At 69.6% G+C, this 26,304-nt stretch carries 22 protein-coding genes, 1 tRNA gene and 3 pseudogenes; 5 read left to right on the top strand and 21 right to left on the bottom strand.

Annotation, left to right across the window (positions count from 1 at the left end; all coding sequences use genetic code 11):
* Positions 1–92: 92 nt before the first annotated feature.
* Entirely contained in the window at positions 93–680 is a 588-nt protein-coding gene (locus QUE79_RS11875) for a TetR/AcrR family transcriptional regulator C-terminal domain-containing protein (RefSeq protein WP_286343301.1), read from the bottom strand.
* 71 nt (positions 681–751) lie between these two features.
* Here QUE79_RS11875 and QUE79_RS11870 point away from each other — a divergent pair, with 71 nt between their 5' ends.
* Together QUE79_RS11870 and QUE79_RS11865 are read left to right on the top strand one after the other, a co-directional pair.
* A complete protein-coding gene (locus QUE79_RS11870; protein ID WP_286343300.1) occupies positions 752–2,449 on the top strand; it encodes an FAD-dependent monooxygenase in 1,698 nt (565 codons plus the stop codon).
* A 146-nt stretch (positions 2,450–2,595) separates the two neighbouring features.
* Positions 2,596–3,399, top strand: coding sequence for a hypothetical protein (locus QUE79_RS11865; RefSeq protein WP_286343299.1), 804 nt, complete (start codon positions 2,596–2,598; stop codon positions 3,397–3,399).
* A gap of 545 nt (positions 3,400–3,944) precedes the next feature.
* Here QUE79_RS11865 and QUE79_RS11860 read toward each other — a convergent pair.
* Positions 3,945–4,021, bottom strand: a tRNA-Pro gene (locus QUE79_RS11860).
* A 184-nt stretch (positions 4,022–4,205) separates the two neighbouring features.
* Here QUE79_RS11860 and QUE79_RS11855 point away from each other — a divergent pair.
* The gene (locus tag QUE79_RS11855) at positions 4,206–4,571 is read left to right on the top strand and encodes a hypothetical protein (RefSeq protein ID WP_286343298.1); all 366 of its coding nucleotides are present in this window, start codon (positions 4,206–4,208) and stop codon (positions 4,569–4,571) included.
* A 51-nt stretch (positions 4,572–4,622) separates the two neighbouring features.
* Here the strand turns inward: QUE79_RS11855 and QUE79_RS11850 are convergent, their stop codons facing one another.
* Both QUE79_RS11850 and QUE79_RS11845 read right to left on the bottom strand, forming a co-directional pair.
* Entirely contained in the window at positions 4,623–5,198 is a 576-nt protein-coding gene (locus QUE79_RS11850; protein ID WP_286343297.1) for an NUDIX hydrolase, read from the bottom strand.
* A gap of 229 nt (positions 5,199–5,427) precedes the next feature.
* A complete protein-coding gene (locus QUE79_RS11845) occupies positions 5,428–7,398 on the bottom strand; it encodes a primary-amine oxidase (RefSeq protein WP_286343296.1) in 1,971 nt (656 codons plus the stop codon).
* 65 nt (positions 7,399–7,463) lie between these two features.
* Here QUE79_RS11845 and QUE79_RS11840 point away from each other — a divergent pair, with 65 nt between their 5' ends.
* Positions 7,464–8,207, top strand: coding sequence for a dienelactone hydrolase family protein (locus QUE79_RS11840; RefSeq protein ID WP_286343295.1), 744 nt, complete (start codon positions 7,464–7,466; stop codon positions 8,205–8,207).
* A 396-nt stretch (positions 8,208–8,603) separates the two neighbouring features.
* Here the strand turns inward: QUE79_RS11840 and QUE79_RS11835 are convergent, their stop codons facing one another.
* Positions 8,604–9,812 (bottom strand): MFS transporter, encoded by a 1,209-nt coding sequence (locus QUE79_RS11835; RefSeq protein ID WP_286343294.1) that lies wholly within the window; start codon positions 9,810–9,812, stop codon positions 8,604–8,606.
* 55 nt (positions 9,813–9,867) lie between these two features.
* On the opposite strand from QUE79_RS11835, the gene QUE79_RS11830 reads away from it, so the two are divergent.
* Complete coding sequence (locus QUE79_RS11830; protein ID WP_286343293.1) at positions 9,868–10,320, top strand: winged helix-turn-helix transcriptional regulator; 453 nt, start codon at positions 9,868–9,870, stop codon at positions 10,318–10,320.
* Between the two features lie 151 nt (positions 10,321–10,471).
* On the opposite strand, the gene QUE79_RS11825 is transcribed toward QUE79_RS11830, so the two are convergent.
* From QUE79_RS11825 to QUE79_RS11750, 16 genes and pseudogenes are all read right to left on the bottom strand, one after another.
* Positions 10,472–11,017 (bottom strand): hypothetical protein, encoded by a 546-nt coding sequence (locus QUE79_RS11825; protein ID WP_286343292.1) that lies wholly within the window; start codon positions 11,015–11,017, stop codon positions 10,472–10,474.
* A gap of 106 nt (positions 11,018–11,123) precedes the next feature.
* Positions 11,124–12,593: a ribosome biogenesis GTPase Der gene (der, locus tag QUE79_RS11820; RefSeq protein WP_286346705.1), complete on the bottom strand. Its 1,470-nt coding sequence runs from the start codon at positions 12,591–12,593 to the stop codon at positions 11,124–11,126.
* A 72-nt stretch (positions 12,594–12,665) separates the two neighbouring features.
* A complete protein-coding gene (gene cmk, locus QUE79_RS11815; RefSeq protein ID WP_286346704.1) occupies positions 12,666–13,337 on the bottom strand; it encodes a (d)CMP kinase in 672 nt (223 codons plus the stop codon).
* Between the two features lie 106 nt (positions 13,338–13,443).
* A pseudogene (locus QUE79_RS11810) lies at positions 13,444–14,540 on the bottom strand (prephenate dehydrogenase).
* 365 nt (positions 14,541–14,905) lie between these two features.
* Positions 14,906–15,688 (bottom strand): annotated as a pseudogene (locus tag QUE79_RS11805) (pseudouridine synthase); the annotation flags it as partial.
* Positions 15,675–16,304: an SMC-Scp complex subunit ScpB gene (scpB, locus tag QUE79_RS11800; RefSeq protein ID WP_286343291.1), complete on the bottom strand. Its 630-nt coding sequence runs from the start codon at positions 16,302–16,304 to the stop codon at positions 15,675–15,677. The pseudogene QUE79_RS11805 and the gene scpB, both read right to left, overlap by 14 nt.
* The gene (locus QUE79_RS11795; protein ID WP_434010995.1) at positions 16,294–17,151 is read right to left on the bottom strand and encodes a segregation and condensation protein A; all 858 of its coding nucleotides are present in this window, start codon (positions 17,149–17,151) and stop codon (positions 16,294–16,296) included. The genes scpB and QUE79_RS11795 overlap by 11 nt, the downstream gene beginning before the upstream one ends.
* Positions 17,135–18,025 (bottom strand): ParA family protein, encoded by an 891-nt coding sequence (locus QUE79_RS11790; protein WP_286343290.1) that lies wholly within the window; start codon positions 18,023–18,025, stop codon positions 17,135–17,137. Before QUE79_RS11790 ends, QUE79_RS11795 begins: the two co-directional genes overlap by 17 nt.
* A 67-nt stretch (positions 18,026–18,092) precedes the next feature.
* Positions 18,093–19,076 (bottom strand): site-specific tyrosine recombinase XerD, encoded by a 984-nt coding sequence (xerD, locus tag QUE79_RS11785; RefSeq protein ID WP_286343289.1) that lies wholly within the window; start codon positions 19,074–19,076, stop codon positions 18,093–18,095.
* Positions 19,077–19,183: 107 nt separating this feature from the next.
* The gene (locus QUE79_RS11780; protein ID WP_286343288.1) at positions 19,184–19,753 is read right to left on the bottom strand and encodes an NUDIX domain-containing protein; all 570 of its coding nucleotides are present in this window, start codon (positions 19,751–19,753) and stop codon (positions 19,184–19,186) included.
* Positions 19,754–19,766: 13 nt separating this feature from the next.
* The gene (pyrG, locus tag QUE79_RS11775; RefSeq protein ID WP_434010994.1) at positions 19,767–21,515 is read right to left on the bottom strand and encodes a CTP synthase; all 1,749 of its coding nucleotides are present in this window, start codon (positions 21,513–21,515) and stop codon (positions 19,767–19,769) included.
* 23 nt (positions 21,516–21,538) lie between these two features.
* A pseudogene (gene recN / locus QUE79_RS11770) lies at positions 21,539–23,256 on the bottom strand (DNA repair protein RecN).
* A gap of 7 nt (positions 23,257–23,263) precedes the next feature.
* Positions 23,264–24,190, bottom strand: coding sequence for an NAD kinase (locus tag QUE79_RS11765; RefSeq protein ID WP_286343287.1), 927 nt, complete (start codon positions 24,188–24,190; stop codon positions 23,264–23,266).
* A 47-nt stretch (positions 24,191–24,237) separates the two neighbouring features.
* Positions 24,238–25,062 (bottom strand): TlyA family RNA methyltransferase, encoded by an 825-nt coding sequence (locus QUE79_RS11760; RefSeq protein ID WP_286343286.1) that lies wholly within the window; start codon positions 25,060–25,062, stop codon positions 24,238–24,240.
* Positions 25,062–25,235, bottom strand: coding sequence for a hypothetical protein (locus QUE79_RS11755; protein WP_286343285.1), 174 nt, complete (start codon positions 25,233–25,235; stop codon positions 25,062–25,064). Before QUE79_RS11755 ends, QUE79_RS11760 begins: the two co-directional genes overlap by 1 nt.
* 85 nt (positions 25,236–25,320) lie before the next feature.
* Positions 25,321–26,286 carry an HAD-IIA family hydrolase gene (locus tag QUE79_RS11750; protein ID WP_434010993.1) on the bottom strand — a complete coding sequence of 322 codons (966 nt, stop codon included), beginning with the start codon at positions 26,284–26,286 and terminating at the stop codon, positions 25,321–25,323.
* Positions 26,287–26,304 lie beyond the last annotated feature (18 nt).

Below are 26,304 nucleotides of genomic sequence, written 5' to 3'. Positions count from 1 at the left end.
CGACGTCAGGAGAAGGCGTCCGGCGATATCCGCACGTCGTCGACCAGATCGCCGCCGCGGTCGTGATGCGCCTCAAGGGCTGACGCCCCGAACTATCCCGGTTCCTTCTCGACCCGCGCGCGAAGGCCCTCGACGATCAGCCTGAGCCCGTCCTCGAAAGCTGATTCGTGATCGATCCTGGGCGCCCCGAGCTCCACGGCCGCTCGCTCTCCGAGGTCGCTCTCGGGGTCGGCCTGTTCTTCGAGGACGCTGCCCACCGTGAAGCGACTCGCGGCGAGCATGGCCATCTGAGCGTCTCTCACCGGGACTCCTGACGCGACCAGGAAGGCTTGTTTGAGCAGGATCCGCTCGTAGTCGGCTTGTCCGGGAAGGAGGCCGGCGTGGAGTCGCGCGCCGTCTCGGTGGTGCAGGAGGGTGAGCCGGAAGCTGCGGTAGTTCTCCACGAACCACGCCTGCCACTCGTCGGAGTCGTCGGGGAGCGGTGCCTCGGCATGCCCGAGCATCGCCGCCTGGGCCATCCCGCTGAGGAGGTCGCTCTTCTTGCGGAAATGCCAATACAGCGAGGGCTGCTCGACACCGAGCCGCTGAGCGAGCCGCCTCGTGCTCACGGCGTCGAGGCCGACCTCGTCGAGCAGTTCGAGCGCTTCACCGATCACGACGTCTCGATTGATTTTGACCATTTGACAAAACTATCAGTGATAGCTGATGATGGCGAAGTTCCCATTCACCGATAGTTTTTGAGGAGGACGCCGTGACGTCCGACAGCAGCATCCCTCCGCTCGAAGCGGTCGCCGACGTCGACTACCAGGTCGGTGTCATCGGCGCCGGGCCGACCGGGCTCCTCGTCGCGGCCGAGCTCGCCACGGCCGGGGTCAGCGTCGTCGTGCTGGACCGGCACGAATCACCAGATCCGACGATCAAGGCGGGGTCGATCACTGTGGCGACGGCCGAGATCCTGGACCGTCGTGGACTGCGCCCGGCTGCAGAGGCCGCGCAACAACGGTTCTTCGAGGAGCTCCGGGCGTTCGCTGCCGCCAACGGCACCTCCCTGCCGCCGACCGGCGGTCCGTCCGCAGTCGACGGACGCCCCACATTTCCCAGCACGGGTCACTTCGCCGGGATGTTCTTCCGTCCCGACCTCGTCGACCAGACCGATCCCGAGATCGCCGCTCACTCGGGGGCCGCCGGCTCCACGATGGTGCGACAGAGCGAGGTCGAAGCGCTGCTCGGAGCACATGCCGCAGCCCTCGGAGTCGAGGTCGCGCGCGGCGTCGACGTGACGGGCATGCAGTCCGTCGTCGACGACCAGGGGCACGAGACGGGGATGACGCTCACGACCAGTCGCTGCCCGATTCGCGTCGCGTGGGTCGTCGGGGCCGACGGCGGGCGCAGCAGGATCCGCCGGCTGGCCGGCATCGATTTCGTCGGCACGGACCCGGAGATCACGGGCTACCAGGCCATCGCCGATCTGGAAGGCACCGAGGGTCTCGGCCGGGGCTGGAACCACACGCCCACCGGGGTGTACTGCCTCGGGCCCATCCCGGGCCGAATTCTCACCGTCCAATTCACGGGTGCCCCCGACCGGGCGGTCCGTGACGAGCCGGTGACGACGGAGGAGCTCCAGGCCAGCATCCGACTGGTGACCGGTCGCGACGTCACCGTCCGCGCCATCCACGGCTCTGCGACCCGGTGGACCGACAACGCCCGACAGGCCACGACCTACCGCGCCGGCCGCGTCCTCCTCGCCGGAGATGCGGCGCACGTGCACTCGCCGTTCAGCGGGCAGGGCCTCAACCTCGGCGCCGGCGACGCGATCAACCTCGGCTGGAAACTCGCTGCGACCGTCAACGGCTGGGCGCCCGAGGGACTGCTGGACAGCTACTCCACCGAGCGACACCCCATCGGCGCTCAGGTTCTGGACTGGACTCGCGCCCAGGTCGCCCTGATGCGGGGCGACGACAAGACGATCCAGCTGCGCCGCATCGTGCAACAGGATCTCCTGTCGAACACGACCACGACGACCCACCTGGTCCTCGCGACCGTCGGCGTCGCCCAACGGTACGACGTCGCACCGGAGGCCGCCACGGGCGTGGAGCCCTGCCACGCGCTCGTCGGCCGGCTCGTCGGCGATGCGCCGCTCACCGACGGCGGCCGGCTCGCCGACCACTTCCACACCGCGAGCTTCGTCCTGATCGACCGCCTGAAGGGAAACCTCACCAGGATCGCGGACGGCTGGCCGGAGCGCGTGTCGACCGTCATCGAGGACGCAGCGACAGTCGCGTGCCCCGACGCCTATCGGACGCTGACCGGCCTGCTGGTCCGGCCCGACGGCATCATCGCCTGGGCGACCGAAGCCACCGACCCCACCGAGGCCGGCATCGGCCTCACCGCCGCTCTGAGCCGGTGGGCGGGTGCGCCGGTGCGAAATCCGCCTGAGCGACGATCCTGACGCTCGCGCCAGGGCGCGGGGCACGCTTGGCTGCCGAGAACACCGTCTCAGTCTGGTTCGCGACGCAGGGGCCCCAGAGGCAACGCGGCGCGATGAGGCTCCCTTATGGTGATGCGCAGGGGAAGGCTGAACAGAGGGGACCATGAATGTCGACTGCACTACCCGGGAAAAACTCGCCGGCAATAAGCATCACCTTGCTGAAGGCTGCACTGCGGCTCGTCGGCGGTTCCGATCTCGCCGATGCGATCGGAGACGTGACAGATCTGCGCGGAGTCCAAATCGAATCTCTTGTGAGCCGCGCCAACGAGGAGCTGGCACACCGCTCGGCAGCCGAGTTCACGGCGGTCGCTCCAGCAGATCGCGAGTGGGCGGAGGACGTCCTCACCCGAACCTTTTCGAAGCTCGCATCGGACCCGCGGCAACAGATCATACGAGAGAGCCTGGTCGGACCATCAGCCATGGCGCGTCTCGTTCGCGACGAGATGTCAGCTGCCGATCAGGCCGAGGCGCGGAACGCATCGGCCGATACTCGGGCCTATCTGGCAGCCCTGTCAGAATCCATCGCGTTCCTCGTATCGACCTGGTACGAATCCGACCCGGTCGCCAATCGGGTTGCGGTGTCGCGCGTTGTCGGCCAGATGCTCGGAGCTGTTCGTGACCTGCCCGACGACGTGGCGCGTCGGATGGAAGCAGCGGTGGCGGTGTCTGCCCCCTCGTCTCCAGGTCGTGCGCCTGAGCGGATCAGATTCGACGTGCGCAGCGATTTCACACCCGACGCAACCGAGGAAGACTTCGCTCGGCTCGTGGGTCGCGCCGTCGTAGCCGCGGTCGAGGGAAGGCACGTCGAAATCGAGGTGTCCCCCCGAAGATCGATCAGAGCATCGAGGGCCTGGATGATCCCGTGCTCATCGCGCAGTACCGCCGCGCCCTTCAGGCCAAGTCCTCGGTGATCGGCCGGACACTGACCGCCCTCTTCTCCGATCAGGTGGAAAAACAGTGGGCCTCCTACCTTGACGGCCTGGCCGACCGAGTGACGGTGGCTCGAGCCATCCTCGCCGAGCCAACGTTCAGAGGAACAAAGCTGGATGTCTGGCGGACGATCTCGCCACAGCTCTCCGCGCCCATCTGGCTGTCGTCAGAAGAAGTGACGGCGGTGCTGACGCACCTGCGGTTCACGACCATGGATCACCTCGGATACGGTGCCGGTTGGCGCTCGGCAGACGAACTCCCCGCTCACTCGTCCTGTCGAAGGTCATGCCCGGGATCCTCGCGGCGATCGTCCGAAGGGACATGACGTCCGAACAGAGCTGGTCGGGCGACGTCTTGTTCTTGCCGTCGTGGCACATCGGGCAGGGTTAATCGGGCTTGGGCTGGATCGCGACTGCCGCCGTGGGCCGATGTCTCGAGGTCCGAAGCCGAACCCCGGCCCACGCGCAACTCCGCGTCCGTCAGCGCGACCAAAGAAAAGGCCGCCCGAGGGCGACCTTTTATGATTTGGTCGGGCTGACAGGATTTGAACCTGCGACCCCTTGACCCCCAGTCAAGTGCGCTACCAAGCTGCGCCACAGCCCGAGATCTGCAGCCAGGCTGCGCGCCGGAGAACCGGCAGATCTTGGTGTTGCCCCGACCGAGGCAACCTGAACAGCATACCCGACTCGACGGCTCGCCACGAACCATCGAGTGCGTCCCGTTGCGGGTGAGGGGCCGGGGCGGAGTGACGCGAAGCGCGCGCTCGAGCCCGTCGTAGGCTGGAGAAGTGAAACGCCTTCTCGTCGCGGTCGCCGTGGCATCCTGCGCCTTTGCCCTCACAGGCTGCTCGACCGGGTATCCCGATATCGCCGGCGTCTGGAAGGCCTCCGACGGAACACCGAACAAGACGATCAGCGACGACGGCAACTGCACGAGCATGCTCTACCGCAGCGGGAAGTTCACGGCCATCGCCGAGCCGGGCATGTGCCACATCATCGGCACCGCTGACGGCGGCGGCTACACGCTGCAGGTCACCGAGACCGGGTACTCCGAGAAGTACACCGCGAAGTTCACCAACGACGGCAAGACGATCGACCTGACTCAGCGCGGCAAGAAGCTCGTGACCCTGACGAAGGCGCCGAGCGTCCACTAGCGGCAGCGCAGGATGCCGAGGTGCCCGGCTCCCGGTTCGAGCAGGCTCGCCCTAGCCTGCCGCAGGGGTCAACGGCGGCAGGAAGCCCCGGACCGCCGCGGCCGCACGGGCCACCAACAGGGCCGGATCGACAACTTCACCGCTCGTGATCGCGGCGTCCAGATCACGCACGCTCAATCGAACGAGCCTGACTTGCTCCGAGAGGTCCGAGCGATCCGGCGTGCCGTTCCGCGTTCCGGAGTCGCGGACGAACACGTGCACGGGCCACGCAGCGCGGCCCGGGTTCACGTAGAAGGTGTGCAGCGACACGAGCTCGTTGGGGACGAGCCCGAGCTCCTCCTCCACCTCCCGACTCGCGGCTTCCGCCGGAGTTTCGCCGTCTGTTCCCGCGCCTCCGGGCAGGTCGTAGATCCACCGGTCGATCGGGTAGCGATACTGCCGGGTCAGGATCACCGCATCACCGTCGATGACGAGGGTAGCGACGGCGAACGGGATGCTCTCATCGACCTCGTAGTGCGATCGGGTGCCGTCGGCGAACTCCACGGCGTGATCGACCAACCGGACACGACCCCGGTAGACCTCTTCTCGGTTCGTCGTGCGCCACGCCTGCTCCGTCTGCCTCGTCATGCGACAACCGTATGGCGTGCTGGGCGACATCCCGCTTGGCGGCATTCTCGCTGGGCGGCACCGATCCCGCGCAGCTCGTCCGACGCCGAGGCTGGTCAGCGGTGTTGGAGTCGCGGGCCGCGGTTCCTCGCGACGGGACGTGATCCTGCCCCTTCTCCCCCATCGACGACGCACCACCGATCACGCGCCTCCCCAGCGACGCCCCACCCCGACACCCGCACCCCGCTCCCTACCCGTGCGCCGCGTGGCCGCCCTCGCTGTGGTGCGCGCAGTGGTCGCCCAGGGGCTCGGGAGCCAGGTCGAGCATGGGGTTGCCGTCGAAGAAGCCGACCGGCTTGAGATGGAACCCGGCCTTGGCCACCGGCATGACCGGCCAGTCTTCGGGGCGAACCACGTGGTGCACCCCGACCGTGTACCAGCAGACGAGGTCGGCGTCGACGAGGGGGCGATCGCCCTCGACGAAGCGGGAGACGCCCTGGTCGACAGGCTGCTGCGCGATGTACTCGCCGGCCGCGTACCGCTCGCGCGGCGAGTAGGCCGTGACCCAGAGCTGCTTCGTCGCGAAGGCCCCGCGCGAGCGCTGCTGCGACCCCGGCTGCGCGAAGAACGGCGCCGCGGTGCCCGGCTCGATGAGGTAGCCAGGCCGGCCGCCCACACCGTTGACGGTGTCGGATGAGGTGACGAGCCACGACCGGGCGGTCGACGACGAGGCGTCGCGGGCGGCGTCCGCCTCGGAGGTGAGGCGGGTTCGAGCCACCTGCCATGCACTGCCCCACGGGTTCGACGGGCCGGCCGGCACCGCGGCGGAGTTCAGCTCGTCGACGTTGTTGCGCGGACCGTCGACCTGCATGTCGAGCCGGACGCTGAAGAAGTGCTGGTGGTGCGGCCCATAGAGCTCTGGAGCCACCAGCGTGCCGAAGCCGGGCTCGCCACCGGGTGCGACGGCGCCCGGCTGCAGGGCTCCCGTCGAGATGATGCCGGTCAGCTTCACCTCGAGCTCGATGGAGCCGTCGAGGTGGATGTTCCAGTAGAAGCCGTAGTCGTAGTTGCCGACCGTCACGAAGAACGAGATGACGAGCCGACGATTGCGGCGCACCTCGCCGCGACCGTCGCGGTACTCGGTGTGCTTCCAGCCGATGCCGGCGTCTTCTTCGTGCACGCAGATGCCGTTCGGAATCGTGACCGCTCCGCCCTCCTGGTCGTTCACCACCGCATCGAGATACAGGATCTCGCCCACGCAGTCGCAGCCGAGCTCGAGCGAGTTCGCCAGCACCCCGAGCCCGTACTCCCCCTCGTCGAAGACGTTCTTGTTCCAGTGCGTCGCGGCGGGGTCACCGTAGGGCACGTACATCTCGGAGACGGAGCCGCGGTAGAGGATCGGCCGTAGCTTGCCGTGGTCGAGATAGCGGACATCCTGCAGGATCACGCCCTCCCTCGGCGTGTAGCCGATCTGCAGGCGCCACGGGCCCCACGACAGCGAGTGCCCGTCGAGCTCGACGCTGGAGCCCTGCGGCTGCGTGATCTCGATCGGCTTCATCGGCTCTCGCGAGCCGGACAGCGGCGGGTACTGGGTGTCTTTCGACCAGAGGGCCTCTTCGAAGTTGCCGGTCGTCGGCGGGAGCGGCACGACGCCGTGGTCGGTGACCTCGAGGACCTCCCAGGTGTCCATGTCGATGGTCACGATGAGCCCCTCGACGGGGTGCGCGTAGCCGTTGTCGTACTGGCCAGCTCGCACGAAGGTCAGGAGCCGGGCCAGGCGACGCTCGGCGGAATCGCCGGGGCCGGTGTAACCCGACGACCACTTGTCGATCATCGCCGAGTCGAAGTCGTCGACGCCGCGAAGCCGCATGGCCGCCTGCCAGCGCGGGTCGTTCCGCACGAGGGCCTCCGACAGGTCGAACTCTTCGACGGTGATGGGCGGCTGCACGCCTTCGATGTGCTCGTAGGAGACCACGCGGTCGTGCGTCAACGACACGACGGCCTCGTAGGTCTTGTGCTCGGCGCTCTCGCGGAGGACCGCAAAACCCTGGCGATCCCACTCGTCGCCCGGCTGCCAGGCGAGCACCACGTCTTTCGGCGGGTCGAACGTCTCGATGAAGACGAAGCGCGAGGTGCCCGGAAGTGCCCGATCACGGCGCAGGATCGCGGACACCCCGGCGATCTCGTCGGCGGACAGGGGCTCGAGGGGATGCGTCGGCATGCCTCGAAGGTAGTGGTCACCTCCGACATCACGGCACTGCCGGAACGGAGTGATTGACTGCCCTTATGTCAACGACTCTGCAGCTCGACCACGACGGACCCTTCGACGTCTACCTCGCCACGCCGCCCGACGGCGTCGCGGTCAAGGGCGGCCTCGTCGTGATCCACGAGATCTGGGGTCTCGTCGATCAGATCCGCAGCGTGGCCGACCGCTTCGCCGCTGCCGGCTGGGTCGCTGCGGCACCGGACGTGCTGAGCCGCGGCGGCATGCAGCCCGCTCTCGGCGAGGAACTGATGGCCATCCGAGCGGGAGACGACGACCAGGCCAAGAACGAGTCGCAGACGCGCATGCGCGAGGCGTCCGCGCCCATGCGCTCGCCCGAGTTCGCGGTGTGGGCCGTCGGCGCGCTCCAGAAGGTCCTCGACCACCTCGAGGAGATCCCAGGATGCTCGGGTCACCTCGCGGTCACGGGCTTCTGCTTCGGCGGAAGCTACAGCTTCGCCCTCGCCGCCGCCGACCCCCGCATCGCGGCGGCGGTCCCGTTCTACGGTTCACCGCCCGCGTCGGCCGACCTTGCGCGCATCTCGGCCCCGGTCCTGGCGTTCTACGGCGACGAGGACGAGCGCCTCATCACCTCGCTGCCCGAGGTGACGGCCGCCATGGAGTCGGCCGGCGTCGACTTCACCCCCGTCGTCTACGCCGGCACGGGCCACGCCTTTTTCAACGACCAGAACCCGCACGCCTTCAACGCCGGCTACGCCGCCGAGGCCTGGACGTCGACGCTGGCCTTCCTCGACGCACACGCCTGACCCCGCCCGGGGCTTCCCGTCCCGCGCGCCCCCTGCCGGCGCCCCGGTCACCCCGATCCCGGCCCCCTCCCGGCGCCCCGGTCCCCCCGATCCCGGCCCCCTCCCGGCGCCCCGGTCACCCCGATCCCGGCCCCCTCCCGAAATCGAAGGGGATTTTCGCTGGACGCCCACGGGATCCGCATGAACGCCTAGCCCGTAGCAGAATCCCCTTCGATTTCGGGAACGAGCCCGGCACGACGGGAGGACGCCCGGCACGACGGGAACGAGCCCGGCACGACGGGAACGAGCCCGGCACGACGGGAGGACGCCCGGCACGACGGCCGGACGCCCGGCCGCAACGGCACGTCGGCCACACCACCAGGCACGACGCACACGAAGCCCCCTACGACGCCGGCCCTACTCGACAGCCACGGGTGCCGCCGAGCGCGCGCCCCGCCGCGGCCGCACCAGCACCACCACGAACACCAGGGCGAGCAGCGCCAGCCCGACGATCACGGGTGCGCCCACGTCGACCGCGTGCGCCAGGCCGCCGGCGGTCGCCTCGCTGCCGAGCCAGAGAGCCGTCCCGCCCTGCACGAGGTAGGCCACCAGATACACGGCGGACAGGGTCCCCGCGCGGTGGTGGGCCGGCGCGAACCGGCCGACGATCTGGAGGCCGCCCGCGAACAGGAGGCTGTAGCCGATTCCGGCCAGCACGCAGAACGCCAGGAACAGTCCGAGCGAGTGCGCCGACGCAGCCAGGACGAGGGAGGTGAAGCCGAGGGCGGTCGCCACGAACGCGATGGGCAGGGCGACGACGAGCGGGATCCTGCGCGATGCCAGCGCGACCACCCCGATGACGACCATCGACACGGCGATGATCGCCCCCGTGACGAACGCGTTGTCGCTGCCGATCAGCTGTTTGCCGATCGAGGCGCCCAGGGAGAGGACGACGGCTCCGAGCGCGTAGGACGCGCTGATCGACACGGCGGCCGCAGCGACCGCTCCCCAGAGCGAACGGGGCACCGAGATGCCGCGCGGTCTCCAGCGACGCGCGGCAGGATCACGGTCGCGATCGAGCCGCCACACGAGCACCAGCACCACGAGTTCGACGGCCAGCAGCACGAAGTAGGTCAGGTGCAGCGGGAACGGCGCGTACTGCACGAGTGCCCCGCCGAGCAGCGTGGCGAACACGAGGCCGACGGCGGTCGACGCGGTGCTGATGGCTCCGGTGCGAGCCGAGTTCGACGGACCCGCGATGTCGATCATCTTGGCCGTTGCCGGGCTGAGCGAGAGGCCGACACCGAGGCCCATGAAGGCCCGACCGACGAGCACCCAGCCGACGTCCGGGGCGAACGCGAACAGCAGCACGCCGACGATCGAGGAGACGACCCCCAGCAGGATCGACGCCCGACGGCCGATGGCGTCGCTCAGGTCTCCGAAGACGAGAAGGACCACGACGAGTACGAGCGGGTACACCGCGAAGATCGACGTCGTCAGGAAGGGCGTGAGGTGCCAGTCGGCCGAGTAGAGCGGATAGACCGGTGTGGCGGCGCCGCTCGTCCACAGCGCGAGGGCCAGGACGGCGGCGCAGGTCCAGAAGGCGAGGCGGTTCTGAGTTGGCATGCGCCCGACGATAGCACCCTGGATAGGAAAACCCAACTGAGCTACACTGAACGACATGACCTCGCGATCCTGCCCCGATCCCACCTGCGGTATCGCCCGCAGCCTCGACGTGCTCGGCGAGCGCTGGGCGCTGCTCGTGATCCGCGACGCCATGCTGGGGCGCACGCGCTTCTCCGAGTTCCGGTCGCACCTCGGCGTCTCCCCCGACATCCTGACGGCGCGGCTGGCGTCGCTGGTCGAGTTCGGCGTCCTGACCCGGCAGACCTACCGCGAGCCCGGCGAGCGCGAGCGCGAGGAGTACCTGCTCACCGACGCGGGCCGCGAACTCTCCGCGGTGCTGGCTGCCCTCAACGCCTGGGGCGTCGAACACCGGCCGGTCGACGCAGGATCCCGGATCACCTACACCGACCCCGACTCCGGCGCCGCCCTCCGCTTGGCCTTCGTCGACCCCGACGGCCGCGAGGTCGCTCCCGGCGCCGTGCATCTCTCCCGGCGCGAGCCCGCCTAGCCGCCGGCTCCGCCGGCCCGGGCGGCCCGGCCCTGCCCGGCCAACCCCGTGGTCGTCCACAACACGCCGCTCGCTTTCCGCACACGCCGTCCTGTGCGCACGACCACCGCGCGGCGAGCCGGCAGCGGCAGCGCGCGCCGGGCAGCAGCACTCAGCGAGCAACCCGCCGCGGCGGTGCCGGGAACACGGCCCGCAGGTGCCCGCTCGACAGCACAACGGCGATCCCCACCATCAGCACCGAGAAGACCCACTGCTCGACGACCATCCAGAACGGGTAGAGGCCGGGCAGGCTCGCCACCACGATCGTGACGAGCGGGAAGATCCGCGAGAAGAGACGCAGCCGCGCGAACGCCCAGGAGTAGCCGAGCTGCGCCCGCCAGGCGAACACGTAGAGCGACAGCGTGATCAGCAGCACGACCGTCGAACGGAACCACACCGCCCACGGAACGGGCACCCCGTCGAGGGCGAGCAGGACCGCGATCACCACGGCGGTCAGGCCGACGACCGTTTCGCCGACCAGCAGCCACCGGATGCGCTGGAAGGCGCGCACGGTGCGCGGGTGCTCCCGCCTGTCTTCGCGCGCGACGACGGAGTGCTGGCGTCCGCCCGCGAGCCGATCGACCCGGAACGTCTGGAACAGCCCGTCTACGAACGCCCCGAGAGTGCCCGGAGGCGGCGTCGACGCGGCGTTGACCATGCTCCGATTATCTCAGAGCCCTGCCGCAAGACGTTTCCCGGACACTTCGACCGGCCGCGGCCGGTCTCGTTGTCCGGGAAACGTCTTGCGGCGCCGACGACACGAGCTACGAACGCTTGCGCTTCTCGCGCACGCGCATGTTGACGGTGATAGGCGTCCCCTCGAACCCGAAGATCTCGCGCAGACGCCGAGTGATGAACCGCCGGTACTGCGGGTCGAGGAACCCGGTCGTGAAGAGCACGAACGTCGGCGGGCGGTTGGCCGCCTGGGTGCCGAACAGGATGCGGGGTTGCTTGCCGCCGCGCACGGGGTGCGGGTGCTCCTGCGTGAGCTCGGCGAGCAGGGCGTTGAACTTGCCGGTCGGGATGCGGGTGTCCCACGACTCGAGGGCGAGCTCGAGTGCGGGGACGAGGCGCTCCAGGTGTCGGCCGGTCTTCGCGGAGATGTTGACCCGCGGCGCCCAGCTGACATGGTCGAGATCCTGTTCGATCTCGCGCTCGAGGTAGCGTCGCCGGTCGTCGTCGAGGAGGTCCCACTTGTTGAACGCCAGGACCAGCGCCCGGCCCGACTCGAGGACGAGGTCGATGATGCGGAGGTCTTGCGTCGAGATCTGCTCGGTCACGTCGAGGACGACGACGGCGACCTCGGCCTTCTCGAGGGCGGCCGACGTGCGGAGCGACGCGTAGAAGTCGGCGCCCTGCTGCAGGTGGACACGCTTGCGGATGCCCGCGGTGTCGACGAAGGTCCAGATGCGGCCGCCGATCTCGACCTGCTCGTCGACGGGGTCGCGGGTCGTGCCGGCGATCTCGTTGACAACGACGCGCTCTTCGCCCGCGGCGCGGTTGAGCAGCGACGACTTGCCGACGTTCGGGCGCCCCAGGATCGCGACGCGGCGGGGGCCGCCGATCTCCTCCTTGGCGACGTTCGACACGGCGGGAAGCATGGTCATGGCCTTGTCGAGCAGGTCGGCCACGCCGCGCCCGTGGAGGGCGGAGACGGGGAACGGCTCGCCGAGGCCGAGGCTCCAGAGTTCGGCGGCCTCGATGGCCTTCCGGTCGTCGTCGGTCTTGTTGGCGACGAGCAGAACGGGCTTGTGGGTGGCGCGCAGCATGCGGACGACGTGCTCGTCGGTCGCGGTGGCGCCCACGTTGACGTCGACGACGAAGAGCACGGCGTCGGCCAGGTCGACGGCGATCTCTGCCTGCATGGCGACGGAGGCGTCGATGCCGATGGCGTCGGGCTCCCACCCGCCGGTGTCGACGATCGTGTAACGGCGCCCGGCCCACTCGGCCTTGTACGAGACGCGGTCACGGGTCACGCCCGGCTTGTCTTCGACGACGGCCTCGCGGCGACCGATGATGCGGTTGACCAGCTGCGACTTGCCGACGTTCGGGCGCCCGACGATTGCCAGCACGGGCAGCGCAGGCGAGTAGGTGACGGCGTTCGGGTCCCATTCGGCACCCTCGAGGACGTCGATGTCTTCGTCGTCGAGCTCGTAGTCGCCGAGGCCCTGCTTGAGGGCGCTGGCGCGTTGTTCGGCGTCGACGTCGTCGAGGGTCGCCAAGCGGTCGGCCATCGAGTCGTCGAACTCGGGGAAGTCGTCTTCTTTTGCCACGGTGGGCTCCTCTAAGTGTTCTGGCTCGGGCCCTCAGCCCTCGGCGACAGGCGCCGTGGCGATGGAACGCACGAGCTCGACGACGGCTTGAACCGTCTGATCGAAGTCGAGATTGGTGGAGTCGAGAGTCGTGACGCCTTCTGCGGCTGTCATGAAATCGACCACCTTGCTGTCCTGCTGGTCTCGTTTCGACAGCTGCCGGGCTGTTTCTTCGGCACTCTGCCCCGTGATCTCCGCGGAACGCCTGGCCATTCTAGCCTCTTCCGAGGCGGTGAGCAGGATCCTGACCTGGGCGTTCGGGGCGACGACGGTCGTGATGTCGCGGCCCTCCGTCACGATGCCGGGTTTCGACGTCCCCGCGATGATGCCCCGGAACAGGTCGACGAGGTAGTGGCGCACCTCCGGCAGCTTCGCCACGTGCGCCACCGACGCCGTCACGCGCGGCGTCCGGATCTCGTCCGTCACGTCGACGCCGTCGACCCTGACGTAGTGGTCGTCGGGGTCGATGCCGATCTCGTAGGCGAAGGTCGGCAGGGTCTTCACGACAGCGGCAGGATCATCGAGATCGACGTTCTGCTGGACGGCGTGCAGAGCGAAGGCCCGGTACGCGGCCCCGGTGTCTTGGTAGTCGAAGCCGAGGGCCTTGGCCGCGGCACGGCTCACACTCGACTTGCCGCTGCCCGCCGGGCCGTCGACGGCGACCACGACCGGCTTGTAGAGATCGCTCGCGCGGTACCGGTCGTAGAGGTCGCCCGTGAAGTCGGCGATGCCCTCCGCCGTGTTCGGGACGTCGGGAAGAGAGGGTCGTTCGTCATGCCGCTCCTGCAATGGTCCAGCCGCGCCGGATCAGGTCGTCGATCAATCGTTCTTCGTGTTCGGGCACGACGCTCACCTCGGCCAGGCCGAACTGCGCCCCGGGCGAGTGCTCGAGCCGCAGGTCTTCGAGGTTCACGCCGATCTCACCCATCTCGGTGAGGAGGCGACCGAGCTGGCCCGGGGTGTCGTCGACGAGCACCACGACCTGCGCGAACACCTTCGACTGCCCGTGCTTGCCCGGAAGCCGGGCGACCCCGCGTTGCCGGCCCCGATGCTCTCGGCCAGGGTGCGCAGGGCGCCGGGATCCGCGGGCGCTTCGAGCGCGTCGATCACGCGATCCAGGTCTCCGCGGAAGGCCCGCAGGACGTCGACGACCGTCGCGGCGTTCGCCCCGAGGATCTGGACCCAGAGGGCAGGATCGCTCGAGGCGATCCTGGTCACGTCGCGAACGCCCTGCCCGGCGAGGCCGAGTGCCGCGTCGGGGGCGTCGCGCAGCCGTGCGGCCATCAGCGACGCGATCACCTGCGGCGAGTGGGACACGACGGCGACTCCGGCGTCGTGCTCTTCCGGGGCCATCTCGATCGGCGTGGCGCCGAGGTCGAGGATGAGGTCTTCGAGCAGCGCCGCTTTCTTGTAGCTGATGCCGTCGTGCCCGGCGATCACCCACGGTCTGCCCACGAACAGGTCGGCGCGCGCCGAGATCGGGCCACCGCGCTCGCGCCCGGCCATGGGATGCGAGCCGACGTAGCGCGAGACGTCGGCTCCCCGCCGCCGGAGTTCGCGGAGAGGTGCGACCTTCACGCTGGCCACGTCGGTGACGAGGGCGTTCGGGTAGCCCGCGAGCTCGCGCTCGACGATGTCGGCGGTGACGTCCGGTGGGACGCAGACCACGATCAGCGCAGGATCGTCTCCCTCGGCCGGGGCGCGCCCGGCACCGTAGTCGATGGCCAGGTTCCGCGCCGCGGGCGAGACGTCGTCGAGGATGACGTCGACCGACTGGCGCCTCAGAGCGAGGCCGATGCTCGCGCCCAGGAGGCCGGAGCCGACGATGCGGACGGTCCCGTCGATGCGTCGCGGCTCGCCGGCCGTCATCGGCCGTTCCCGCGCCGGCGCTGCTCCTGCTGCTTCCGCACCTGCGAGCGGCGGCTCGGGGCCTGGTCGCCCTTGACCGCCCGCCCACCGGTCACATCGCCGTTGACGGCGACGCGACGCTCACCGTTGCTGTCGTACTGCTTCTTGGGGACGCGGCGATCCTGCCCGCCCCGGTCGCCGCCTTCGGCACGCCCGCGGCGGCTCTCGTCCCGGGCGTCGAGTTCGGGTTCGTACTCGTCGTCGTCTTCGTCGTAGTACTCCTTCTCCGACTCGGCGACGTCGTCGTCGACATCCGCGACGAGTTCGACTCCCGTGTCGTCTTGCGACTCCTGGACGGCGGCCGTGATCGTGACGGAACCGAGCCCGGCATCGCGAGCGATGGTCAGGATCTCGCCCAGCTCGTCGCGGGTCAGGTCGCGGACCTCGCCGATCCGGAGGCTGCCGAGGTGCAGGGGGCCGAACTGGCGGCGCACCAGGTCGACGACCGGGTGCCCGACGGCGTCAAGCATGCGACGGACGATGCGGTTGCGCCCGGAGTGGAGGGTGATCTCGACGATGCTCGTGCCACCGGCGCTGCCGGAGCCGCGGTCCACGATGCGCGCGGAGTCGGCGTGGATCTCACCGTCGTCGAGCTCGATGCCGGCGATGAGCTTCTTGACCGTCGCCGGGGTGATCGAGCCCTCGACCTTGGCGATGTACGTCTTGAGCACGCCGAACGACGGGTGGGCGAGGACGTGAGCCAGCTCGCCGTCGTTGGTGAGGATGAGGAGCCCGCTGGTCTCCGCATCGAGGCGGCCGACGTTGAACAGTCGCTCCTCGTAGTGGCGCGTGAACTCGGTGAGGTCGGGGCGCCCGCGCTCGTCGCGCAGCGACGACACGACGCCGACGGGCTTGTTGAGCATGAGGTAGCGGCGCGACGGGTCGAGCTGGACCGCCTGGCCGTCGACGACCACCTGATCCACCGCGGGGTCGACGCGCCGGCCCGGTTCGGTGACGACGACGCCGTTGACCGTGACGCGGCCCGCGGCGATCAGGTCTTCGGAGACCCGGCGGCTGGCGATACCGGCCGCGGCCATGACCTTCTGGAGGCGCTCGCCCTGGGAGGGCGCGGGATCCTGCGGGCCCTTGTCGTTGCTATTCGCTGCCATCGCCGAAGCCTCCTGAACCATCGGAGAGCAGCGGTGAGATCAGCGGCAGCTCGTCGATGGAGTTGATTCCGAGGTGCGTCAGCAGAAGCTCGGTCGTCTCGTAGTTGATCGCGCCGGTCTCGGCGTCGGTGAAGGACTCGGTGATCAGACCGCGGCCGAGGAGGGTGCGGACCACGCTGTCGACGTTGACGGCCCGGATCTGAGCGATCGCTCCGCGGGTGATCGGCTGCTTGTAGGCGATCACGGCGAGCGTCTCGAGCGCGGCCTGTGAGAGGCGCGTGGGGTTCTGCGTGAGCACGAAGTCGCGGACGATCGGGTCGAATTCTTCGCGCACGTAGAAGCGCCAGCCGCCTCCGACTTCGCGGAGCTCGAAGCCACGGCGGATGCCAGGCTGCCCGTCACCGCCGTCGACGCCGTCGAAGTCGGCCACGAGCGTCTCCACGGCCTGGCGGACCGCGGGCACGGGAGCACCGATGGCGGTGGCGAGCGAGACGAGGCTCTGCGGTTCGTCGGCGACCATCAGGATCGCCTCGAGGGTGCGTGCGATCGGCACGCCGGGTGGGGGCGTCGAGGGAGCGCCGGTCGCGCCCTCCCCGGGATCCTGTTCATCCGTCATAGTCGGCCCCCAGGTTGGCGAGGTTCTCTTCGGTCCAGTGTTCGGCGGTCCAGCGAATACTGAGTTCGCCGAGCGGCTCGAGCTGCTCGAAGCTCAGGGACGCGCCCCGATAGAGCTCCAGGATCGCGAGGAATCGCGCCACGACGACGCCCTTCACGTCGATCCCGTCGACCAGTTCGCGGAAGCTCATGACGGCGCCGCGGCGCAGCATGGAGACGACGATCGCGGCCTGCTCACGGATGCTGACGAGCGGCGCGTGCAGGTGGTCGAGCCCGACGGTCGGCACCTCGCGCGGCGTCATCGCCATCGCGGCGAGCGCGGCGAAGTCGTCGACGGACAGGGTCCAGACGAGTTCGGGTGTCGAGACGCGGTACTTCTGCTCGAGCCGGACGCTGCGGGCGTGACGGTCGCCCTCGGCCTCGCCTCGGGTGGCGAACCACTCGGCGGCCTGCTTGAACGCGCGGTACTGCAGCAGTCGCGCGAACAAGAGGTCGCGCGCCTCGAGCAGGGCGACGTCTTCGGCGTCGACGAGCTCGCCCTGGGGCAGCAGGCCCGCGACCTTGAGGTCGAGGAGCGTTGCGGCGACGACCAGGAACTCGCTCGCCTTGTCGAGCTCTTCATCGGAGTCGAGGCCTCGCAGGTACGACAGGAATTCGTCGGTGACGGCGCTCAGGGCGATCTCGGTGATGTCCATCTCGCGCTTGGTGATCAGCGACAGGAGCAGGTCGAACGGGCCGGAGAAGTTGCTCAGGCTGACGGTGAAGGAGGTGTCGGTCGATGGCTCGACGTCGGCGGCGACGTCGACGCCGCTCTCGAGGCCGCGGGACGCGTCAGGCTGCGGCGCCACGGGCGATCAGCTCTCTCGCCAACTGGCGGTAGGCCTCGGCGGCCGGGTGCGACGGCGCGAACTGGTTGATCGGCGATGCCGCGACGGAGGCGTCGGGGAACTTCACGGTGCGCGTGATGACCGTCTCGAGAACGCTGTCGCCGAATGCGTCGACGACCCGCTCGAGCACCTCGCGGCTGTGCAGCGTGCGCGAGTCGTACATGGTCGGCAGGATCCCGTCGAGCTGAATGTCTTCGTTGAGCCGATCGCGCACCTTGTCGATGGTCTCGACGAGCAGCGCGACGCCGCGGAGCGCGAAGAACTCGCACTCGAGCGGGATGAGGACGCCGTGGGCAGCGGTCAGCGCATTGACGGTCAGGATGCCGAGCGACGGCTGGCAGTCGATCAGGATCACGTCGTAGTCGTCGCGGACCTTGCGGAGAACGCGCGCCAGGATCTGCTCGCGCGCGACCTCGTTGACGAGATGCACCTCGGCCGCCGACAGGTCGATGTTCGCCGGGATCACGTCGAGCCCGGGAACTCCCGTGCCCTGGATGACCTCGCGAGGGTCTTTGACGGTGCCGATGACGAGGTCGTAGATGGTGGGGACGTCGTGCGTCTTGACACCGAGGCCTGCGCTGAGGGCGCCCTGCGGGTCGAAGTCGACGGCGAGCACCTTGCGGCCGTACTCGGCGAGGGATGCGCCCAGGTTGATGGTGGTCGTCGTCTTGCCGACGCCGCCCTTCTGGTTGCAGAGGGAGATGATGCGTGCCGGCCCCGTGCTGTCGAGCTCGGCGGGCACGGGGAAACGCGTGACGGGTCGACCGGTCGGCCCCAGGGCCGTCGGGGCCTGTGCCGCGCGGTCGTCGGTGCTCGGGTTCGGCGTCGTACTCACCCCGCTATCGTACCGGCGTGCGTCCGTCCGCCCCGGGCACTCCTCCGGCCCGTCTCGTTTCGCTCCGTCAGGCGGTGGGTGCTGTCGCGCCGGCCTCGGTAGCACGGGCCTCGTCGACCGCGCGCGCCTCGCGCTCCCCCGGCCGCCAGCGGGCCCTCGGGTGCGCCTGCCCGTACGCGTCTCGGAGGGCGTCGGCGGTGACGAGCGTGTAGATCTGGGTGGTCGCGACGGAGGCGTGGCCGAGGAGCTCCTGCACGACGCGGACGTCGGCGCCGCCCTCGAGCAGGTGCGTGGCGAACGAATGGCGCAGGGTGTGCGGCGAGACCTCCATCGGCAGGCCGGCGCGCGACGCCGCGGCCTGGATGATGAGCCACGCGTTCTGCCGCGAGACACGCGCGCCGCGCGTGCCGAGGAAGAGCGCGGGCGTGGCGCTCCCCCGCGCGGAGAAGAGGGGCCGCACGCGCACCAGGTACGCGTCGATGGCCCGGCGCGCATAGCTGCCGAGCGGGACGATCCGCTGCTTGTTGCCCTTGCCGAAGAGTCGCACGACATCGCCCTCGATGACGTCGTCGACGTTCAACGACACCGCCTCCGACACGCGCGCACCGGTGGCGTACAGGAGCTCGAGCAGTGCTTTGTCGCGGAGCCGCGTCGGTTCGTCACCGTCCGTCGCCGCGAGCAGGGCCTCGACCTGCGAGATCGAGATCGCCTTGGGAAGCCGCGCGGGAAGCTTGGGTGGTCGAGTCGTCGTCGTCACGTCGTCGTCGACCAGGCCCTCCTCCGCGACGAAGCGGTGGAACCCCTTGACGCTCGACACCACCCGCGCGATCGACGAGGCCCCGAGGGGAGATTCGCGCGTGGCCAAGGCCGTCGGGAACTCGGCGACGTCCGCACCGGTGACCCCGGCAGGATCCTGCACCCCGCGCTGTTCGAGGAACGTCGCGTAGAGCGCGAGGTCGCGCCGATACGCGGCCACCGTGTGCGGGGAGAGCCCGCGTTCGACCGTCACGTGCCGCAGATAGCGGCTCACGGCGTCGGCCAGAGAGGTCATGGCCCCAGGCTAGAGCGTGACTCCCGGTCTCGCTCCGCTCTCCTTCCCGGCGAGGTTCGTCATGCGCACACAGCCGTTCGAACCGACCGTGAGCGGCGTGTTGCGCACTAGGACCGAGAGCGTTTGGCCTGCAGGGCCAGGGCGGCGATCGACAGGATCGAGTTGTGCAGGCGCCCCTCGAGCACGCCCGTGACGATGTCGTCGAGCTCGACCCAGCGCTTCTCGATGTCGGCCTCCTCGGCCTCCCGCTCGAACGCCTCCGACGTCGCGGAGGCTCCGGTCGCCGAGAACACGAACAGGCGCTCGTTGCTGCCGCCCGGCGTCGTGTTGAACGTCACGAGAGGCTGCCAGTCGGACGCCTCGAGATCGGCTTCTTCGGCGAGCTCGCGCTTCGCCGCCACCAGCGGCTCTTCGCCGGGGATGTCGAGCAGCCCGGCCGGGAGCTCCCAGTCGCGCGACCGCACGGGATGCCGGTACTGCTTGATGATCAGGACGCGCCCGTCGTCGTCTTGCACCAGGACGGCGACGGCTCCCGTGTGCGCGACGAACTCACGCTTGATCGTGGAGTCGCCGTACTGGAACGCTTCTCGCTTCACGCTCCAGACGGCGCCCTGGAAGACGACGTCGGACGACGTGATCGTGACGTCGAAGTCGTCGTCGTGGAGAAGGCCGGACACGGGATCCTGCGACTCAGCGGGCACTGTCGGCTACCTCGAACAGGCGCGTCGCGTTCTGGCGCTCGAGCGCGGCCGAGACGAGGCCGGCGAACAGCGGGTGCGCGTGATTCGGACGCGAACGCAGCTCGGGGTGCGCCTGCGTGCCGATGTAGTAGGGGTGCTCCGCTCGGTCGAGCTCGACGTACTCGACGAGGTGGCCGTCGGGCGAGGTGCCCGAGAAGACCATGCCGGCGTCGGCGATCTGCTCGCGGTAGTGGTTGTTGACCTCGTAGCGGTGACGGTGACGCTCTTCGACGAGCTCGGAACCGTAGACCTCGGCGGCCAGCGACCCGGGCAGGAGCGCGGCGGGGTACAGCCCGAGGCGCATGGTGCCGCCGAGATCGCCGTCGGCGATGATCTCGACCTGCTCGGCCATCGTCGCGATGACGGGGTAGTCGGTGTCGGGGTCGAACTCGGACGACGAGGCGTCGCTCAGGCCGACCTTGTTGCGGGCGTACTCGATCACCATGCACTGCAACCCGAGGCACAGGCCGAGGGCGGGGACGCCGTTCTCACGAGCGAAGCGGAGTGCGCCAAGCTTGCCCTCGATGCCGCGGATGCCGAAGCCGCCCGGCACGCAGATGCCGTCGAGCTCGCCGAGCGCCTTCGCGGCGCCCTCCGGAGTCTCGCAGTCGTCGGACGGGATCCAGCGCAGCGAGACCTTCGTCTGCTGGGCGAAGCCCCCGGCCTTCAGGGCCTCGGTGACGCTGAGGTAGGCGTCGGGCAGGTCGATGTACTTGCCGACCAGGCCGATGGTCACCTCGTGCTTGGGGTCGTGGACGGCGGACAGGATCGGGCTCCAGCCGCTCCAGTCGACGGCGCCGGCCTTGTCGAGACCCAGGTGCTCGATGAGGTAGGCGTCGAGCCCCTGCTCGTTGAGCATGGCCGGGATCTCGTAGATGCTCGGCACGTCGCGCGCGTTCACGACGGCGTCTTCATCGACGTCGCACATGAGGGCGATCTTGCGACGGTTGGACTCGGTGACGGGGCGATCACTGCGGAGCACCAGGGCGTCCGGCTGGATGCCGATGGCGCGGAGGGCCGCGACGGAGTGCTGGGTCGGCTTCGTCTTCTGCTCGCCGGAGGCGCCCATGAAGGGAACCAGCGAGACGTGCACGAAGAAGACGTTCTTGCGGCCGAGCTCGTGGCGCACCTGGCGAGCCGATTCGAGGAACGGCTGGCTCTCGATGTCGCCGACCGTGCCGCCGACCTCGGTGATGATGACGTCCGGTTGCGGTTCGTCGGACGCCTGCAGGCGCATGCGACGCTTGATCTCGTCGGTGATGTGCGGGATGACCTGGACGGTGTCGCCGAGGTACTCGCCGCGGCGCTCCTTCGCGATGACGGTCGAGTAGATCTGACCGGTCGTGACGTTGGCGCCCTGGTTCAGGTTGATGTCGAGGAAGCGCTCGTAGTGCCCGATGTCGAGGTCGGTCTCGGCGCCGTCGTCGGTGACGAAGACCTCACCGTGCTGGAACGGGTTCATCGTGCCCGGATCGACGTTGAGGTACGGGTCGAGCTTCTGCATGACGACCCGCAGCCCGCGCGCCGTGAGCAGATTGCCGAGGCTGGCGGCCGTGAGGCCTTTGCCGAGAGAGGAGACGACGCCGCCGGTGACGAAGATGTGCTTCGTGACTTTCGATGTGTCGTTTTGACCGACACGCGTGCCGCTGGGAACCGAGTTCTGATTGACCACCACGGGCTTCCATCCTACGTCACTCATCGTTCACCTCGAAGCGTCTCGCGTTACAAGCGTGTATCGGTGGGCGTGCCCGCGCGTGTCGTCGCCAGCTCGAGGAGCTCACGGGCGTGCTCCAGACCGCTCTCGCTGTCGGGCAGCCCGGACAGCAGCCTGGCCATCTCGGCGACCCGTTCGTCGCCGGTGAGCTGCTGCACGCTCGACGCCGTGACGGCGCCTGTCGCGTCTTTGACGACGCGCAGATGGTTCGTCGCGAAAGCGGCGACCTGCGCGAGGTGCGTCACGACGATCACCTGGGCGCGTTCGGCCAGGAGGGCGAGCCGTCGACCGATCTCGATGGCGGCCGAGCCGCCGACACCGGCGTCGACCTCGTCGAACACGAAGGTCGGGACGTCGCTCGACGCCGCCATGACGACTTCGATCGCGAGCATGACTCGGGACAGCTCGCCGCCCGACGCCCCTTGCCGAGCGGGCGCGGCTCGCTGCCCGAGTGCGGTTTGAGCAGGAGCTCGACGGTGTCGGCGCCGGACGTCCCGAGGTCGTCGCGCGGACCCACCTCGACGACCAGCTCGGCGCCGGCCATGGCGAGCGCGGCGAGTTCGTCGGTCACCCGCCTGGACAGATCCTCTCCGGACGCTCGGCGCAGGTCGCTGAGGACGCCCGCTCTGCGCCGCGCCTCCTCGTGCTGGGCTGCGGCCTCGGCGGCGAGCGCCTCGACCCGGTCGTCGTCGCCGTCGAGCTCCATCAGCCTGGCCGAGCCGGTGTCGAGCAGGTCGATGGCGTCGTCGAGGGTCGGCCCGTACTTGCGCACCAGGGAGCCGAGAGCGGACCGCCTCTCTTGCACCGACTCGAGTTCGCGCGACACGTCGGCGTCGAGCGAACCGAGGTAGCTCGACAGGCGTGCCGAGGTCTCGGACACCTGGAGGCTCACCTCGGTCAGCAGGTCGCCGATGGCGCCGAGCTCGGGGTCGTGCTGGGCGACGCGCTCGATCTGACGGCGGGCCTCGTCGACGAGGCCGAGAACGTCGCGCGTGCCGTCGATGGCATCGGTCGAGAGCACTTCGTGGGCCAGCCCGGCGGCGAGCCGGAGGTCTTCGACATTGCTGAGCCTCTCTGCCGCGGCGTCGAGCTCGAGATCTTCTCCGGCGACGGGTGCGAGCGCCTCGATCTCGTCGATGGCCGCGCGCAGCCGCTCGGCCTCGGCCGCGCGCGCGTCTCGGTCGCCGGTGATCTCGGCGAGCTCGGTCTCGGCCGACTTCCATGCGTCGAAGGCCGCCCGGTACGCGCCCAGCGCCTCGGCGAGACCCGAACCGCCGTGAGCGTCGACCGCGGCGCGCTGGGCCGATGCCGACCGGAGCCGGATCTGCTCCGACTGGCCGTGCACGACGACGAGATGGTCGGCGAGGTCGCCGAGCACCCCGACGGGCGCGGTACGCCCTCCGACGACGGCGCGGCTTCGGCCCTCGGCCGAGACGATCCTGCTGAGGAAGAGCTCACCGTCTTCGACGTCGCCGCCCGCGTCGCGGACCCGCTCGGCGACGGGGCCGTCGTCGGGCACGGACCAGCGGCCGTCGACGACCGCCTGCGCGCTGCCGGAACGGACGCTGCCGCCGTCGGCGCGCTGCCCGAGCAGGAGGCCGAGGGCGGAGACGACCATGGTCTTGCCGGCGCCGGTCTCGCCCGTGACGGCGGTGAAGCCGGGGCCGAGGTCGAGCGTCGCCTGGCCGATGACGCCGAGGTCTCGAATGGTGATGTCTTCGATCACGGGCGGCTCACAGCGCGTCGGTCCGCGGGCCCTGAGGGCCGCGCCAGCCGGTGACGGGCAGGTGGAACTTGGCCACGAGTCGGTCGGTGAACGGTGCCCGACGGAGGCGTGCCAGGCGCACCGGCTGGGAAGAGCGCCGGGCGACGACCCGCGCGCCCGGCTCGAGCGTGTGCGCGCGGCGACCGTCGCACCAGAGCACGCCGGAACCGTCGGTCCGGCTCAGCACCTCCACCGCGAACGACGAGTCGGGGCCCACGACCAGGGGTCGGGCGAAGAGCGCGTGCGCGCTGAGGGGAACCAGGATCATCGCCTCGACCTCGGGCCAGACGACGGGGCCGCCCGCAGAGAAGTTGTAGGCCGTCGAGCCCGTGGGGGTCGACATGACGACGCCGTCGCAGCCGAACGACGACAGCGGCCGCCCGTCGACCTCGATGACGACCTCGAGCATGCGCTCGCGAGCCGCCTTCTCGACGGTGGCCTCGTTGAGGGCCCACGTCTCGTAGACCGTGGCGCCGTCCACGAGCACGGCGACCTGCAGGGCGAAGCGTTCCTCGACCTCGTAGTCGAACGACAGGACGCGCTGGACGGTGTCGTGGAGATCGTCGCGCTCGCTCTCGGCGAGGAAACCGACGTGCCCGAGGTTGACCCCGACGATCGGTGCGCGGGTGCCGCGCACGAGTTCGGCGGCGCGCAGGATCGTGCCGTCGCCACCGAGGACGATCACGGACTCGACGTCGTCGACCTTGACGTCTTCGCCCAGAACGTCGACCCCGGAGAAGGTCGGCTCGGCGGCGCGCATGTCGTCGAACTCGTCTCGCGGCAGCACCGGCACGAGATCGACGGCGGCGAGGAGGCTGCACACCTCGAGAGCGGCGTCGAGGGAATCGCGTCGTCCGGTGTGGGAGACGATCAGGATGTGGCGCGCGGCACTCATCGGAAGAGCACCCCGCTCGTCGGAACCGTGTGGTTGCGAATGGTGGCTCACCCTCTCGTCATGTCATCGACCCGTGTGATCCATTCTGTCGGATTCACCCCGTCCCGAACCGCCAGATGCACGCAGTATTCCCGGTTGCCGTTCGTGCCGACGATGGGCGAGGGGATGACGCCCACCGTGCCGAGCCCAAGATCGTGCGCCGCCCAGAGCACCGTTTGGACGGCGTCGGACCGGAGACCGGCGTCGTGGACGATGCCCTCGCGGATGCCCTGCCGACCGACTTCGAACTGCGGCTTGACCAGGAGCACGAAATCGGCGGTCGGCCCCACGGCGGCCACGAGCGCCGGCAGCACCAGGGTCAGCGAGATGAAGGAGAGATCGCCGACGACGAGGTCGACGCGCTCGGCGGACGGCGAGTACGCGAGGAACGCCTCTCGCGTGAGATAGCGGGCGTTGGCGCCCTCGACGACGGTGACCCGGTCATCGCCTCGGAGCCTGGGAACGAGTTGCCCGTGGCCCACGTCGAGCGCGATCACCGACGCGGCACCACGCTCGAGCAGAACCTGGGTGAAACCGCCCGTGGAGGCGCCCACGTCGACGGCCGAGCGCCCGTCGGGGTCGATGCCGAACGCGTCGAGAGCGCCGATCAGTTTGTGGGCGGCCCGGCTGACGTAGTGGTCGATGCCGGCCACCTCGATGGTCTGGGTGACGCGCGTCGGGAAGGACGCCTTGAGCACGGGCTTGCCGTCGACGGTCACGAGGCCGTCGGCCAGGAGCCGATGAGCGTGGGTGCGTGAACGGGCGAGGCCCCGCACGGTCAGGGCGATGTCGAGTCGAGCGACGTCGGCGTCGCCGGGCGCGGCAGCCGCCATCAGCGCCTCGACGGGACGCCCGGCCCGGCGCCGTCGGCCCCCGTGCCGTCGAGGACGGCGCGGAGTTCGTCGTGGATCTGCGCGAAGGCCACGGCTCGACGCTCGAGTGGCTGCTGGTCGATCACCGTCAGCCGAGAGATCAGGCCGTCGACGACTTCGTTCTCTTCGCTCATGATCGGTCCACCCTAACCGCTGCCACCGACACGCGACGCAGGCTCTCCACAGCCGCCGGGAGCACGGTGGCGGCTCCGGAGGCCGCTACTCGTACAGCGCCGGATCGACGACCATTCCGTAGATCATCAGCCCGCTGCCCCAGACCGCCGCGGCTCCCGCCCTCAGCAGATCGACCGGCGAGGCTCCGGCGTCGACGACGCTCACGACGTTGCCGTGCAGCTTGACCTTCGCATGCCGGACGGTATAGATCGTGGCTCCATCGCGATCCTGCGCCTCGCTCGTCGCCGGGTACGCCTCGTGCAGTTCGCGGAGGTCGCCGAGGATGTATCTGGGCCGCGAGTCCGCCGGCGCGGCCAGCACCTGCTTGGCCCTGTCGATGCCGGTGAGCACGAGCACCGACGGGATCCCGGCCTTGTTCGCGCCGACGATGTCGGTGTCGAGCCGATCGCCGATGAACAGCGGGGAGGTCGCGCCGAAGCGTTCGACGGCTGCGTCGAAGATGGCCTTCTCGGGTTTGCCCGCGACGAGGGGCAGCTTGCCGACCGCCGTGTGGACCGCGGACACGAGGGTACCGTTGCCCGGCGCGATGCCTCGCTCCTGGGGGATGGTCCAGTCCTGGTTCGTCGCCACCCAGGGGATGTCGGCGGCCAGCGCGTAGGAGGCCTCCGCGAGGTCCTTCCAGCCGACTTCGGGTGCGAAGCCCTGGATCACCGCGGCCGGAGCGTCGTCGGCGGACCGCGTGAGACGGAATCCTGCCGCTTCGACCACCGTGGTGAGCCCCTCGCCGCCGATCACCAGAATCGTGGCACCCGGATCGACGACGGTCGCCAGCAGACGCACCGCCGCCTGCGGGCTCGTCACCACCTCGTCGCCGGTGACCGTCAGCCCGAAACCTGTCAGCTGCGTCGCGACGACGTCGGCCGTCCGCGAGGCGTTGTTGGTGATGTAGCCGATCCGGTGCTCTTCGGCCGCCGTGTTCAGGCTGTCGACGGCGTGGGGGATCGCGTTCTTCCCGGTGTAGACGACCCCGTCGAGGTCCGCCAGGATCACGTCCACGCCGTCGAGCGG

The organism is Frondihabitans sucicola (assembly GCF_030296615.1).
Classification (GTDB): domain Bacteria; phylum Actinomycetota; class Actinomycetes; order Actinomycetales; family Microbacteriaceae; genus Frondihabitans; species Frondihabitans sucicola.
The sequence above is the reverse complement of the archived record's forward strand: the minus strand, read 5'-3'. Positions and strand labels throughout refer to the sequence as shown.

Bases quoted from the DNA above. Each gene is read 5' to 3' on its own strand.
- QUE79_RS11850 (WP_286343297.1), bottom strand. From the start codon at position 5,198: ATGACGAGGCAGACGGAGCAGGCGTGGCGCACGACGAACCGAGAAGAG.
- xerD (WP_286343289.1), bottom strand. From the start codon at position 19,076: ATGACCTCTCTGGCCGACGCCGTGAGCCGCTATCTGCGGCACGTGACG.
- der (WP_286346705.1), bottom strand. From the start codon at position 12,593: ATGGCCGACCGCTTGGCGACCCTCGACGACGTCGACGCCGAACAACGC.
- QUE79_RS11765 (WP_286343287.1), bottom strand. From the start codon at position 24,190: ATGAGTGCCGCGCGCCACATCCTGATCGTCTCCCACACCGGACGACGC.
- QUE79_RS11755 (WP_286343285.1), bottom strand. From the start codon at position 25,235: ATGAGCGAAGAGAACGAAGTCGTCGACGGCCTGATCTCTCGGCTGACG.
- pyrG (WP_434010994.1), bottom strand. From the start codon at position 21,515: ATGAGTGACGTAGGATGGAAGCCCGTGGTGGTCAATCAGAACTCGGTT.
- QUE79_RS11830 (WP_286343293.1), top strand. From the start codon at position 9,868: ATGACCTCGCGATCCTGCCCCGATCCCACCTGCGGTATCGCCCGCAGC.
- QUE79_RS11835 (WP_286343294.1), bottom strand. From the start codon at position 9,812: ATGCCAACTCAGAACCGCCTCGCCTTCTGGACCTGCGCCGCCGTCCTG.
- QUE79_RS11875 (WP_286343301.1), bottom strand. From the start codon at position 680: ATGGTCAAAATCAATCGAGACGTCGTGATCGGTGAAGCGCTCGAACTG.
- QUE79_RS11825 (WP_286343292.1), bottom strand. From the start codon at position 11,017: ATGGTCAACGCCGCGTCGACGCCGCCTCCGGGCACTCTCGGGGCGTTC.
- scpB (WP_286343291.1), bottom strand. From the start codon at position 16,304: ATGACGGATGAACAGGATCCCGGGGAGGGCGCGACCGGCGCTCCCTCG.
- QUE79_RS11840 (WP_286343295.1), top strand. From the start codon at position 7,464: ATGTCAACGACTCTGCAGCTCGACCACGACGGACCCTTCGACGTCTAC.
- QUE79_RS11865 (WP_286343299.1), top strand. From the start codon at position 2,596: ATGTCGACTGCACTACCCGGGAAAAACTCGCCGGCAATAAGCATCACC.
- QUE79_RS11760 (WP_286343286.1), bottom strand. From the start codon at position 25,062: ATGGCGGCTGCCGCGCCCGGCGACGCCGACGTCGCTCGACTCGACATC.
- QUE79_RS11845 (WP_286343296.1), bottom strand. From the start codon at position 7,398: ATGCCGACGCATCCCCTCGAGCCCCTGTCCGCCGACGAGATCGCCGGG.